This is a genomic window from Domibacillus sp. DTU_2020_1001157_1_SI_ALB_TIR_016, assembly GCF_032341995.1.
GTDB classification, from domain to species: Bacteria; Bacillota; Bacilli; order Bacillales; family Domibacillaceae; genus Domibacillus; species Domibacillus indicus_A.
The window spans coordinates 865,832-879,587 of the sequence record NZ_CP135438.1 but is presented as its reverse complement, the minus strand read 5'-3'; the positions used below and the strand labels follow the sequence as shown (position 1 = coordinate 879,587).

Sequence of the window (13,756 nt, the reverse complement as noted above, 5' to 3'; positions counted from 1 at the left end):
GGAGTGAGAAGAATGAAAAAAGTGGATTTGCGTGTTCGCCGTACACTTCAATCCATTGAAAAAGCGTTTTTGGAGCTGTTAGCGAAAAAGCAGTTTCAAGACATTACGATCCAAGATATTGCCGATGCCGCCATGATCAACCGGGCTACTTTTTATTCTCATTATGCCGATAAGTATGAACTGCTTGACCGATTGATTGACGAGCGGTTAGCGGCTCTTCGAGATCACTTTTCTCCGCCAAGGCATGTACATGACGGAACCTTATACCAGAAGCAATTTTTATTTGTAATAGAGTCTGTTTTTACCGCCGTTGGGCAAAATGCTGATTTCTTTACAACACTGCTGGCCCAAGAAGGAGAAGGCAATGTGAAGGAGCGTTTTGCTCAGACAGCAAACACTCTTTTTACGGAGCAGTTCCATGTTTTATTCGGATCAAACGCCGTTCATCTCGTTCCAAAAGAGATTTTTTTACCATTTTTAATCTCGGCCGTCACCGGAACGATATTTTGGTGGATTTCAGCAGGGCAGCCCTACTCACCGGAAGAAATGGCAAAGTACTTGATTCAACTTGTGACAAAGGGGCCGGCTGCTGTGATGGGGCTTTCTATTGAGCAATAAACCTGGGAGAACTTTTTACTTTTTAAGTAAAAAAGCCTTCATATCTAAAAAGAGACAAGCCTTTCGCTTCGGAAAGGCTTGTCTCTTGGAAACACTTTTCATTTTTAATCATTTCACTTCTTCAGAAGAGCAGCTTTGCCACAGGCTCACTTTCTCTCTGCCAGCGGTAATGGAATTGCTGGCAACCGGTTACGTGCCGGCTGCTGGCTGCTAAAAAAGTGTTTTTCGTTACTTTATTAGAATGTCCTATTGTTGAGGAAGGAATAACTAGTGAACTGATCCTGTCCTTCATATAGATACGTTTTGATTTATTCCTGCTTCTCAGTATGGTGCTCAACAACATACGGTAAGGCGCAGATCTCCGCTCCATGAGCGCATTCACACAACAGAGACAGGCACCTATTTATGATTAATATTATGCGGATATTTTAGTGCTTTCCTTCTTTTTCTTTCTACTCCAATACAAAACAAATAATAAAATAAACCATAAAGGAGTCATCAGTAATGCCGGACGTGTTTCTTCGGCAATCAGCATAATAATAAGGATCATCGCGAACAATGCTAAAACAAGGTAATTCACAAATGGTGTGAATGGTGCTTTGAATGTTGATTTTGCTTGTAAGTGCGGCTGTGTTTTCTTATACCGTAAATGGCAAATAAGAATCACACTCCAAACCCAAATAAAGCAAATAGCGCTTATGGTTGTTACGATTCCAAAAGCCTGTTCCGGGATTAGTTTGCTTAAAAGAGCTCCCGCTGATACAACAAGTGTGGAGATCCATAATGCGTTACTTGGTACATGATTTTTATTCAGTTTGGCCAAATGGGCTGGACCCTGGTCCTGATTGCTTAAATTATAAAGGATTCGGCTCGTTGAAAACATCCCGCTGTTACAAGCAGAAGCGGCTGAAGTTAATACGACAAAGTTAATAATTCCTGCGGCAACCGGAATCCCAACTAAACTAAACGTTTTAACAAACGGACTTTCCGCTGCAGTTAGTTCCGTCCATGGGTTAATACATAACAGGACGATCAGTGCGCCCACGTAGAAAAAGAGAATTCTTAAAGGAATTTTATTAATAGCCGATGGGATATTTTTTTGCGGATTAGATGTTTCCGCTGCCGATACACCGACTAATTCCACACCGACATAAGCAAATACAACCATCTGGAATGACAGCAAGAAACCTGAAATTCCGTTTGGAAACCACCCTCCGTGTTCCCACAGATTTTGAACTGTAACGGTCCCTGCATCTGTCTGGAATCCCATCACGAGCAAAATAACCCCTATGCCAATTAATGCAAGAATCGTAATAACCTTTATTAAAGCAAACCAAAATTCCAACTCTCCAAAAAGCTTTACCGTTAATAGATTGAGTCCTAATAAAATGATTAAGCAGATAACCGCTGGTATCCATTGCGGGATATCAAACCAATATTGTATATATACACCAACAGCAATTACATCAGCCATCGCCGTCATAATCCAGCAAAACCAATAGGTCCATCCCGTAACAAACGATGCCCAAGGTCCAAGATAGTCTTCAGCAATGTCTGTTAAGGATTGATATCCTCCTTTTGATAACAGAAGTTCCCCCAGCGCCCTCATCACGAAAAAAAGCGCAATACCGACGATTAAATAAGCAAAGATGATAGAGGGACCCGCCATTTGTATCGCTTTACCGGACCCTAAAAATAATCCGGTACCAATCGTTCCGCCAATGGCAATCAGCTGAACATGCCGATTGGATAAATCTCTCTTTAATTCTTGTTGTGCCACATGTAACGCCTCCTTAAAAACAATAAAATCTTCAATGTGAAACAATGAGCAATAGAGTAAAACCTATAAAAAAAAGAGATTGGATGTCCTCCAATCTCATGGTCATAAGAATAACAAATAATATTTGCCACGCTGACAATTATCCGCATGACAAATAAATATTCAGTACTCTTCTGTCCTTTTGCCTGAGATTGTGAACCCTTCGGCGCCGTGGAATTCATCCGCGGTCTCTCCAGAAGCTGCTCCTGCTATAGTGTGATCCATAGCAATCATAGCCTGCTATTTATTCAATTTTTAAATAGGTATAACTATTTTCGAATAGTTTCTAATTTTAGTAGCAGTTAAACGTTTTGTCAATAACAAAATTTTATTTTATTTGTTTAACTTTCCAAAAAGTGCGTGATTTCTTATCCATTCACTCTATTTGATTCCCACTTATGAATCAATGCGGCCGCCAAAGTTTACCTGCTCTTTTAAGGTTTCCCTCCGTCTCGCTCCTTTTTGGACAACCAAAGAAGGACACCAAAGCGTATACGAATTCAGTGTCCTTCATACGGCCGAGAAAATGAAATAGTAACCTCTTAAAATCCTATATTGCTTTTTATGTAAGAAAAACATTATTCCTTTTCTATACTGATAAATAGATTATTGTTTAAAGAGGTGGCACTGATGACCGTCCCTTGCTTTTCATAGTAGGTTGTTGCTCCAAAGCGCATTTCCTGGTTCCATCCCCAAAGTCTAATGATGATTGTGTAATAGAATGGAAGGCCATACGACCCAGAAGCAGGATCCCAGCTGTATTCGGCATATCTCTCTTTTATATCTTGCTTTGTTAATTCAGCGCTTCTCGGTACAGGAAAGCTCGTCTTTACTTCAGAACCACGAAAAGACAGTACAAGACCTGCAGCTAGAAACATTAGTATAATACTAAATAAAAACTTCTTTTTATGTCTTACTACTAACATTCTTCTCTTTCCACCTCATTCACTTCACTTTGCTTTGATGCATGACGATTTTTACTCCCTGTGTGAAGGCAGCTCTCTGATTTCAGCTGTTTCATTACCAATCACCCACATGCTAATGCCGGACATTACCATTATACCCAAATATATCTTTATTTTGGAAGCCATATTGGTGATATCTTTCATAGCCAAAAATACTCTATTAAAATACTGACGAATCATTTGCCAAAAGAAACAATAGTAGAAAACCATTAGCAAAAGGAGAGAAACTTTCGCTTTACTGCTTAGCAGAAACAAAAAACAATTGTCAATCAAACCAACAGTTTGAGTCAATTGCTGCTTCATTACGTAGATATACTTGTTAAGTAAAAAACGATTTGGTTTTTCATTTATTTATTAGTAAATATGAAAACGTTTAGCAGCTAACATATTCAATCGCAGTTATTTTACACACAGGGAGTAACTCTTTTATCACAGATTTTATATTGAAAAAAGCGCTGGTTTTCTAATAGAAAACCAGCGCTTTTTTGAGTGCATCCTGCTCTTATCTTTTTTGAATTTTCATCATCGCATTTGCATTTTTCTGGAACTCAAAAGGCACCCGCATTTCTTCTACATGGTATCCCTGTTCCTCTAACCCTGAGATCATGTAATCCAGGTGCTTATACCGTTTACCGGACAAATCAACGAGTGGGAAAAGCCGAATTTCCTTTTTAGCCACCCGCAGCAATTCCCTGATTACATCCAGATGAAACGACTGATCCAGCCGGTCACCATATGTAAACAAAAAATGAGCGGAAAGAACAAGGTCAAATTCATCGTCTTCGAATGGAAGAACTGGCAGTTCAGCCGGGACATAGTGCTCCGGATCGCTTTTCATTCCGGCTGCACACTCATCAAGAGCCCGTTTTCGGTGCCGGACAAGGTCATCGATATCACGAAAATAGTTAAACACATAATCTTGTTTGACTTTCTCCATGCCTTCCATCACATGTTCAATATCCTTCTTCCCCTTGCAAGCAAGTGCGTCAGCCTGGTGATAGTACGCAATATCACAGGCTGTGACGTCCAACCCTTTTTGGCGTCCAACGGCTGTAAAGGAACAGGCGCCTGCCGGGCAGTCCAGCACTTTTTGTCCTTGAAGTTCTTCTATGGAAAGATCGAACATGACCATATACTCTTCAAACGTCCGTCCAATAAATACAATCCGCTCTAAGTCCAGCCCTGATTTTGTCACCGGATTCCTCCCTTTTCTTTTATCCCGCATTTGGTGGTTTTTGTTTCAGCTTTGTCATCCACATGGAGCATAAAATTTATTGGTTACTCAGCATGTCAAACACCTGCTCCACGTCTTTATCGCCCCGTCCTGAAATATTGACAATCAAACTTTCTTCTTTCGGCAGCGTCGGTGCCAGTTTCATCACATACGCGACTGCATGCGCACTTTCAAGAGCCGGGATAATGCCTTCTGTTTTAGATAAATGCAAAAAGGCTTCTAACACTTCTTCCTTGTTGACCGCTACATAATCGGCGCGGCCTTCTTCTTTCAAGTAGCTGTGTTCAGGGCCGCTTCCAGGATAATCAAGTCCAGCCGCGATGGAATAGGTCGGCGCCGGATTTCCTTCCTCGTCCTGCAGTACCAAGCATTTAAAGCCGTGCAGCGTTCCCGCTGTTCCTTTCGTTAACGTAGCTGCTTCACTTGGTTCCACGCCGATTAGGCGGACATGTTCATCAGATAGATATTCTGCAAAGGAGCCGATCGCGTTGCTTCCTCCGCCTATACACGCAATGACCGCATATGGCAGGCGCCCTTCTTTTTGGAGAATTTGTTTCCGGCTTTCTTTACTAATGACTGACTGAAAATGCCGCACCATCATCGGGAAGGGGTGCGGTCCTACAGCGGAGCCGAGCAGATAAAATGTATGATCATAGTTCTCAACCAGATCAGCAAATGCTTCATCTACCGCGTCTTTTAAACGCCCCTGTCCTTTTGAGACAGCCACCACTTTAGCGCCTAACAACTCCATTCGAAACACATTTAACGCCTGCCGTTTTGTATCTTCCGCCCCCATATAGATCACGCATTCCATCCCGAACATAGCACAAACCGTAGCCGTTGCTACACCATGCTGCCCCGCTCCGGTTTCTGCAATGACCCGCTTGGCGCCCATTCGTTTAGCCAGCAGGATTTGTCCAAGAACATTATTGATTTTATGGGAGCCGGTATGATTTAAATCTTCACGCTTCAAATAAATTTTGGCGCCGCCTAATTCCTTCGTCAGCCGCTCCGCATAATAAAGAGGACTTTCACGGCCGACGAACTCTTCTAAATACTCTGTAAATTCTTTTTGGAATTCGGGATCATCTTTATAGGTGTAAAATTCTTTTTCGAGTCTGTCCAACACAGCTTGAAGATTTTCCGGTACAAAGCTGCCTCCAAATTCTCCGAAATATCCTTTTTTCACTTCTGATCCATTCATTACAAACACTCCTTTATTCCAATTTTAAGTATAAAAAAAGGGCTTCTTGTCCTTCAAAAAAGGACGAGAAACCCGTGGTGCCACCTTTGTTCGTTTATTTATAAACGCGCTCGATGTACAGAAACCAGCAAGACTGGCTCGATACATGGTCTCTTTTATCGGTGAGACGCTCCGCCCCGGCCTACTCTCTTGTTCAGCCAGGGTGCTCAGAAGCCCATTCAACAAAATTTCCACGCTGATTTCCACCACCCATCAGCTCTCTGAAGTGTCCGCTTTGTTTACTTTTCTTCGTCATCGCAGCAAATATTTACAAGTGTTTTCCATTTATCAATTTTTATTATTCTATTATAAACCGAAGGACGGGTCAAATACTTTTTATTTTTCATTGGCTGGATTTTGCCTTTTTCCACGTAAAGGTTACCGCGCTTTGAGAGGGCAGTGTATAAGCAAATGACTTTTCTCCGTCTCTTACTTGGAATAACTGCTTCTCTTTACTTGGATTGGACGCAATCAAAACAGTAGAGCCGTCCGGATTTTGATAAGCGACGGTTTCGATCGCTCCCTCATACGTATCCGAGCCAATGCGGACCGCGCCTGGCTGTACAAATTTGCTGGCATGCCCAAGCACGTAGTATTCAACGTTTTTCGTTACTTCCCCGGTTTTCTGATTAATGGTGACGACCCCGCGGCACTCCTGGCATCCTCCATTTGCCGGGCCGCTGTTTTCATCCAGCGCCACGTTCCACATCAGCACGCTTTTTGCCCAGTTTCTCGGACTTTCGATCATTAAATGGCTCATTTGCCAGCTTAAATTTTCACCGAAATCCCGGCTCCACTCTCCGCCACTGCATTCGCTCACATGCAGGTTTTTATCTGAAAAACGGGCATGTACCTCGTTCATGGCATCCGGGCTGCCTTCATAACAATGGAACGCTGCGCCGTCTGTATAGCGGTTTGCTTTTTCATTGCTAAATAAGGAAGACGTATACGCTAAAGCATCTTTCCAATTATGGTCGTACGCGATAATGTTCGTATCGATCCCGGTTGCTTCAAAAGCCGGCCCCAGGTACTCACCAATAAAAACCGCCTGCTCTTCTGCTCCCATGCTCATCGTTGGATAATCCGGAGATGTATGACCCGGTTCGTTTTGAACCGTTATACTGTCAATCGGAATTCCTTTTTGCGCATACGCTTGAATATAGCGGACAAAGTATTCCGCATATGCCTGATATATGTTTTCGTTCGTGTAATCCAAATACCAGCCGTTGTGTGTACGTTCGCCATATTTCATCCAGGGCGGGGCTGTCCAGGGTGTTCCCATAATATTTAATTGGTGCTGCTTATCTAAAATCGACCGCAGCACGGCCGTTACATCCCCGTCTTTTTCGATTGAAAAATGGTTCAGGGAAAAGTCCTGCTCCCCATTTGTGTCGTCATACGTATAAGTGCTAGGGTTTCCCTGTTCATCTACAGAAAAATCAGATGATCCAATTGTATGTCGAATGTGCGTAAGATTGATTCCTTTATCCGTAAATAAGTCTTCCAAAAGCGCTTCTCTCGCCTCTTGATCCAATTTCTGATTGATTAAATAAGCAGATGATCCCGTCAGCGCCGCGCCGAATCCGTCCATCGTCTGATAGGTTTTTCGTCGGTCAATCGCAATGAGCCGCTCATTTGATTTTTCTGCAACTGAAAAAGAAAGCGGCGGCTGTTTCGTTAATAAGCTTGTTTGATCACCTGTTGTCAGCCAGGCAGAAACAGTTTCTCCTGTTTCCTCTTTCGGCTGGTTTTCTTCGGTCGATCCCCACTGAATAAACAAAGTGACCAGCAGCACACCGATGAGTAGGATAAAAAGCGCTCTTCTTTGATACTGGTTCATTTCTCTTCACCTCCCTAGAAAAATTCCCCACCCGGTGGTATCCGGCGTGGGGAAAAGGGAATCAGTATTCATTTCTCTCTATAGGATTCATTGGATGAACGCGCGCTTTCATGGCGTTCTTTTTTATTTCGCTGTGTCACTTACTGGTTAGCTGGTACCTTGATGCTGCCTGTTAAGCGAATGTCTGTCGACGAGCTTCCCACATAAACCGGCACGCTGCCTGAAGGCATCACCCAGTCATGTTTTTCTTCGTCATAGTAAGAAAGTGCTTTTGAATCAAGCTGAATGGTCACTCTTTGCTGCTTGCCTGGCTCTAGTTTAATCTTTTGGAAGCCAGCAAGCTGTTTCGGTGCTGTTTCTACATCCGTCGGCAATTTGCCTGTGTACACCTGCACGACTTCCGAACCGGCTTTGTCGCCTGTGTTGCGTACATTTAACGATACTTCAAACGTTGTTTCTTTGTTCTTACCTGAAGACTGTACTTTTGTTTTTAGATTTTTGTAGCCAAACTCTGTGTACGATAAGCCATGTCCGAATGAGAAAGCTGGCTTAATACCATACTCTTCAAATCCTCGGTATCCAACAAAAATACCTTCTGAATACTTTGATACATCATTTACGCCAGGGTATTGTTCATCAGATGAAACAGGCGTTTTGTCTTCATCTACTGGGAACGTAACCGGTAATTTACCAGATGGGTTCACATCTCCAAACAAAACATCTGCAATAGCATTTCCTTGTTCTTGTCCAGGGTACCAGGCTTGAACAATAGAATCGACGCTGTCTTTCCAGTCTCCCATTTCAACAGCCATGCCGCTTTCGTTGACAACGACAACATGTTTATTGACTTTCGCTACTTCTTTAATCAGCTGTTCCTGGTTATTTGGCAGTTCCATATCAGAACGGTCAATGTTCCCTTCACTGTCATACGTTTTAGTTACAATGACAGCTGCATCTGATTTTTTCGCCAGTTCAACGGCTTTTTTGATATTTTCATCTACTACGTCATCAGCTGCTTCCCAGCCAAAACGTAATTTCGCACCGTTGTCACGGCCAGGGTTGTACGGATAATCTGTTTTGTATTCAATTTTCAGGTCATACTTTTGATTGGCATTCAATGTAACCGTTTTTTCTACCGTGCCAAACGTTTCTCCCGTATTGTCGATGACCAGCTTTCCATCCAGATAAACTTTACTTGAGCCGTAGCTTGAAGTAGAAAGCTTGTATTCACCTGATTTTGGTACTTGGATAACGCCTGTGTATCGCGCTGACATCATGCTGTTTAAGCTTGTTGGAAGCTTATCGAGTTTTGTTGACTGCGCATTAAAACCTTCATAATTATAAAATCCTAGGTGCAGATTGGCCTGCTTAGCTGTATGTTCATAAACAGGATTGCCTTCCATTTTGGCATTAGACCAGTACTCTGCTTTTAAGCCATTTTCTTCTGAATCTGCAGATGGTGCCAAGAATGAAGATGGTACGGCATTCGGTCCAGGCAGCAAGTCTCCTGCACTAATTGGATCCGTTCCGGCTGCATATTCTACTTTTAGATCCTTGCCTGCCCGGTTCTTGATTCCTTCCAATGGGCTGACTGTATACGTTGGATTGACAAGCGAGCTTCCGCCGCCAGCCGTAGAGGCATTATCGGCATCTGGACCGATGACTGCAATCGAATCTAGTTTATCTGTATCCAGTGGTAATGCCTTGTCGTCGTTTTGAAGCAGAACCATAGACTCTGCCGCAATTTGACGGGCAATGGCACCATGCGCTTTGGCATCAATCTTATTGTTTTGTGCCGGATTATCAAATAATCCTTTATCAAACATTTGATATAAGATGCGATATGTACTTTGATCAATCGTTTCTTCACTTACTTCTCCGTTATGAACGGCCTGTACAAGTTTGTCGCCCCATAAACCGCCAGGATCTCCTGGTGTTTCTAAATCCATTCCCGCTTTAATCGAGTTTGACGTACTTACGTTGGCTCTGTAATCACTCATGACAAACCCTTCAAAGCCTAATTTATCTCTTAATAGATTCGTCAGGATCTCTTCATTATCACATGCATAAACACCATTGACTTTATTGAAGGAACACATCACACTGCCCATCTCGGCATCTTTAATTACACTGGCAAACGGTTTCGCGTAAATTTCATTGATCGCACGCTCACTTGCCTGTGAATCGCTGACAAAGCGGTTTAATTCCTGATTGTTTAGCAGATAATGCTTGGCTGTTACTAATACGTTGTTGCTTTGAACGGCTTTCACATACTCTGTCGCCATTTGAGACTGCAGGTATGGATCTTCTCCTAATGATTCAAAGTTTCTCGATCCAAATGCATTTCTGGCAATGTCCAAGCCTGGACCGAGGAGTACATTATGGGTTGTATTAAATGCTTCATCCCCAAGCAAATCTCCGTACTTTTCGGCTGTTTCTGTATTCCATGTTGCAGCAAGCCCGATCGCAGCCGGCATTGCTGTTGATTTTTTATCTTGTACATCCGGGTTGGCAATTCGAACACCGACAGGACCATCTGCCATCGTCAGGGCAGGAATCCCGTATTTCTCGACTCCGCCATTGTAAAACCCGTAGTAGTTGTTTAAATTACCCGTGATAAAGTCCACTTTATCCTCGAGTGTCATTTTGTCCACTAACAGGTTCGCTCTTTCCTCAGCGGAAAGAGCTTTGTCCATCCACGGAAGCGTGTCTGCTTCTGCAGGTGAAGCGAGTGGTACAGCTGCTGTACTCAGTGCCATCGTCAAAGCGAGACCGAGCATAGCGGGCTTTTGTTTTTTTCTTAAAAAGCCGATCATTTCTTCAACTCCCTCTTTTATTTCGAACAAAGCGGCTTTGTAACATTTCTCTTTACTTTTTCGCTTCGTTCCTTGAACACCAACATCATAACGAATATAAAAAAGAAGACCATAGAGAGAATGTTTTAATTTCGAGATAATAAAAAAGAAGCGTTTGGGGCTACAAAAAGGAGATTATTTGAAAAAGACAGCCGCTATTTTCATCAAAAAGAAAGTAAAGAAAAAGTGAGGCGCTTACATAAAAACCATCTTTTTGCCTATCGCTATTTTTCTTTTGTTTATATTTGGATAAAACCGCTTGCAATCTTTGTAATAAATGTGAAATCCAGCTGTAACCTTTTATCATTCCTGCTGTAGAAGGCAGCAGGCTTTCCTGTTCGAAAGCCTGCAAATAATCAGGATACGATTCAGCTCTACCTTATTAGGGAATTATTCAGTTACTGGTGGATAGCAGCTATTTTTAACCATGAAGCAACTGATTATTTTCAAATTCATTTATTTTGTTAATCCGTGTTTCATGTCTGCTGCCATTGTCAAATGACGCCTCCAGCCAGACTTTCACAATATCACGAGCCAGCCCTGGACCAATGACCCGTTCCCCCATTGCAAGCATATTTGTATCATTGTGTTCTCTAGTCGCTTTAGCACTGAAAGTATCATGAACAAGTGCGCAGCGGACCCCTTGTATTTTATTGGCCGCAATACTCATGCCAATGCCTGTTCCGCATATCAAAATGCCGCGGTCCGCTTCTCCATCCGCTACTTTTTTTGCTGCCGGGAATGCATAATCTGGGTAATCAACGGATGTACTGCAGTCGCATCCCAGATCTATATAGTCCATTTTCAATTCTTTCAATAAAGAAATAATTTCTTTTCGGATCGTTACTCCTCCATAATCAGATGCAATGACAATTTTCATGTTGTTTCCTCCTAAATCATAAAAAGCAGTCAGGGAGAAAAGAATCCCTGACTGTTTCATGTAATGAATAAAGTAAACTGTTTATCGTCAGCTAAGTGCTCCTTGCAGTACGTGAAGCATTTAAAATGTCTTGCATGTTCCTTCTCCTTATACTTATTCATCTTACAAAACAAAGAGTGTAACGTTACGATTGCACAAGAACTTTGATTTGGTCACCAGAACGCACGGCATCAAACCCTTCACGCCATTCCTCAAGCGGAACAACTTTCGTAATTATTTTATCTGCATTAATCTTTCCTTCTGCCAGAAGATTAAGTGCTATCGGCCATGAACTTGGCTTTTGTGAACGAGTCCCTACATATGTAAGTTCCCTTTGAATAATAGATTCTTGGTCAAGCGGATTTAGCTTTTCTGCAAAAATACCAACTTGCACAAATGTTCCTTTCTTTCTCACAAGAGGAAGCCCCTGGTTCAATGCAGGCACGGCACCTGAACACTCAAACAATTTATCCACACCATATCCATTTGTATGCTTCATGACCACTTCTTCTAGATTTTCTTTTTGAATATCGACAACTACATCTACTCCGAGCGATTTAGCCAGTTCAAGCCGCTTTGCATCCTTGGTAATACCCGCAAGAATGACGAATGCTCCCTGCGCTTTAATCACCTGGCACTGTAGCAGCCCGATCGGTCCTGGTCCGAAAACAAGCACCTTGTCATCTTTCTCAATCGTTGTTTTTTCAAGTGCTGCATGCACACAGCAGGCAAGCGGTTCTGTTAACGAAGCTGCTTCAAAGCTTACATTATCAGGAAGCTTATGAACACTTTCTTCACGCGAAACCACGTATTCTGCGAAACTTCCATTCACCTGCGTACCAATTCCTTTTCGATTAGAGCATAAATTATAATCTTTTTCCCGGCAGTACTCACACTCGCCGCATGTTTCAAATGTGGTTTCACTTGTGACGCGGTCGCCAATTTTTACTTTTGTCACGTTTTCTCCTACTTCGACCACTGTACCGGAAAATTCATGCCCGAGAACAAGAGGCGTTTTGGAGTTTCGGTATTGTCCCGAAAACGTATGCATATCTGTGCCACAGATGCCTGTATACTCTACTTTAATTTTAACTTGACCGCTTGCTGCCTTTGGTTCTTCAATGCTGTCTAACTCCATGTTGTCGTATCCTGGTGCTGTTTTCATAACTGCTTTCATTCGTTATGCTCCTCTCCATGCGGAATTATTAAAACTTTTCCATAGGTTTCTTCACGATTTATCATCATATCGAAAGCTCGCTGTGTTTCCTCGAGAGAAAAGCGATGAGAAATCATATTTTTCACTTGAATACGCCCTTCTTGGATCAACTCCACGCTCTTTGTCCATTCTTCTCCCGGAAACGGCGCTGAGTAGGAATTCCAAAATCCTGTTAACGTCAATTCTTTACGGAAAATATTTTCAAATGCCTCCTGAGAAATCAGTACATCTTGATACGCGATACCTAAATAGCCGATTTTCCCTTTTTTCTTTGTGATCAAAAGGCATTGTTCCTGGGTGATTTTAGAGCCGGCACATTCCATCGCAATATCGACACCTCTGCCATTTGTATATGTATCTATCCGCTCTAACAAATCGTCTTCTAAAGGATTAATCGTATATTCACATCCGTATTGCTTGGCTTCCGCCAACTTGTCATCTGAAATATCAATCGCAATCACTTTTGCGCCTGCCATTTTTAAGCATTTCATGACAAGCAGGCCAATCGTTCCAGCTCCAAAAACGGCGACTATATCGCCAAGGCGCGGTTCGATATTGAGCACTCCATGCAGAGAAACAGCCAGTGGTTCAATCATAGCGGCTTCCTCAAAGTCTATCTCACCAATTTTTAGCACATTTGAAGCAGGGATGTTTGCGTACTCTGCAAAGCCGCCAAATGATTTTGATCCAATCATTCCATGATCTTCACAAAGAGAATAATGACCGCGCTGACAATGTTCACAAGTATAGCAAGGCAAAAACGGAATAACCGTTACTCGATCACCAAGTTCCACATGGTGAACCGCTGCGCCTTTTTCAACTACCCAGCCAGAAAATTCATGCCCCATAATGGCTGGCAGCGGATACTTCCATTCGCTTGTCATTTTGTGAGTGTCCGATCCGCAAATACCGGCTGCCATCACTTTTACCTTCACTTCATTTTCTCCACACGGAGGAATGGCAATATCTTCACAGACAAAATGATTTTTAGCGTGTAAAACAGCTGCTTTCATCTTCACAATCTCCTTTCTAAAAAAGCCACCTGGC

Annotated in this window: 11 protein-coding genes, 1 riboswitch and 1 other annotated feature; of the genes, 2 read left to right on the top strand and 9 right to left on the bottom strand. The window is 42.5% G+C overall.

The window, feature by feature from the left end; all coding sequences use genetic code 11:
• Window positions 1-12 precede the first annotated feature (12 nt).
• Together RRU94_RS04170 and RRU94_RS04165 are read left to right on the top strand one after the other, a co-directional pair.
• The gene (locus RRU94_RS04170) at window positions 13-618 is read left to right on the top strand and encodes a TetR/AcrR family transcriptional regulator (RefSeq protein ID WP_315690496.1); all 606 of its coding nucleotides are present in this window, start codon (window positions 13-15) and stop codon (window positions 616-618) included.
• Entirely contained in the window at window positions 608-832 is a 225-nt protein-coding gene (locus RRU94_RS04165; RefSeq protein ID WP_315690494.1) for a hypothetical protein, read from the top strand. The genes RRU94_RS04170 and RRU94_RS04165 overlap by 11 nt, the downstream gene beginning before the upstream one ends.
• Window positions 833-1,033: 201 nt before the next feature.
• Here RRU94_RS04165 and RRU94_RS04160 read toward each other — a convergent pair whose 3' ends face one another.
• The 9 genes from RRU94_RS04160 to RRU94_RS04120 form a co-directional block, all read right to left on the bottom strand.
• Window positions 1,034-2,398 (bottom strand): amino acid permease, encoded by a 1,365-nt coding sequence (locus RRU94_RS04160; RefSeq protein WP_315690493.1) that lies wholly within the window; start codon window positions 2,396-2,398, stop codon window positions 1,034-1,036.
• 163 nt (window positions 2,399-2,561) lie between these two features.
• Window positions 2,562-2,644, bottom strand: a riboswitch (glycine riboswitch).
• A 371-nt stretch (window positions 2,645-3,015) separates the two neighbouring features.
• Window positions 3,016-3,363: a hypothetical protein gene (locus RRU94_RS04155; protein ID WP_315690491.1), complete on the bottom strand. Its 348-nt coding sequence runs from the start codon at window positions 3,361-3,363 to the stop codon at window positions 3,016-3,018.
• A 541-nt stretch (window positions 3,364-3,904) separates the two neighbouring features.
• A complete protein-coding gene (locus RRU94_RS04150) occupies window positions 3,905-4,627 on the bottom strand; it encodes an SAM-dependent methyltransferase (protein ID WP_315690489.1) in 723 nt (240 codons plus the stop codon).
• 46 nt (window positions 4,628-4,673) lie between these two features.
• Complete coding sequence (gene trpB, locus RRU94_RS04145; RefSeq protein WP_315690487.1) at window positions 4,674-5,840, bottom strand: tryptophan synthase subunit beta; 1,167 nt, start codon at window positions 5,838-5,840, stop codon at window positions 4,674-4,676.
• Window positions 5,841-5,896: 56 nt separating this feature from the next.
• Window positions 5,897-6,144: a binding site (T-box leader), on the bottom strand.
• 78 nt (window positions 6,145-6,222) lie between these two features.
• A complete protein-coding gene (locus RRU94_RS04140; RefSeq protein ID WP_315690486.1) occupies window positions 6,223-7,719 on the bottom strand; it encodes a glycoside hydrolase family 30 protein in 1,497 nt (498 codons plus the stop codon).
• Between the two features lie 140 nt (window positions 7,720-7,859).
• Window positions 7,860-10,535, bottom strand: a complete 2,676-nt coding sequence (locus tag RRU94_RS04135; protein ID WP_315690484.1) for a glycoside hydrolase family 3 C-terminal domain-containing protein — start codon at window positions 10,533-10,535, stop codon at window positions 7,860-7,862.
• 460 nt (window positions 10,536-10,995) lie between these two features.
• Window positions 10,996-11,454 (bottom strand): ribose 5-phosphate isomerase B, encoded by a 459-nt coding sequence (gene rpiB, locus RRU94_RS04130; protein ID WP_315690482.1) that lies wholly within the window; start codon window positions 11,452-11,454, stop codon window positions 10,996-10,998.
• A 184-nt stretch (window positions 11,455-11,638) separates the two neighbouring features.
• The gene (locus tag RRU94_RS04125; protein ID WP_315690480.1) at window positions 11,639-12,670 is read right to left on the bottom strand and encodes a zinc-binding dehydrogenase; all 1,032 of its coding nucleotides are present in this window, start codon (window positions 12,668-12,670) and stop codon (window positions 11,639-11,641) included.
• Window positions 12,667-13,722 (bottom strand): galactitol-1-phosphate 5-dehydrogenase, encoded by a 1,056-nt coding sequence (locus RRU94_RS04120; protein ID WP_315690478.1) that lies wholly within the window; start codon window positions 13,720-13,722, stop codon window positions 12,667-12,669. The genes RRU94_RS04125 and RRU94_RS04120 overlap by 4 nt, the downstream gene beginning before the upstream one ends.
• Window positions 13,723-13,756 lie beyond the last annotated feature (34 nt).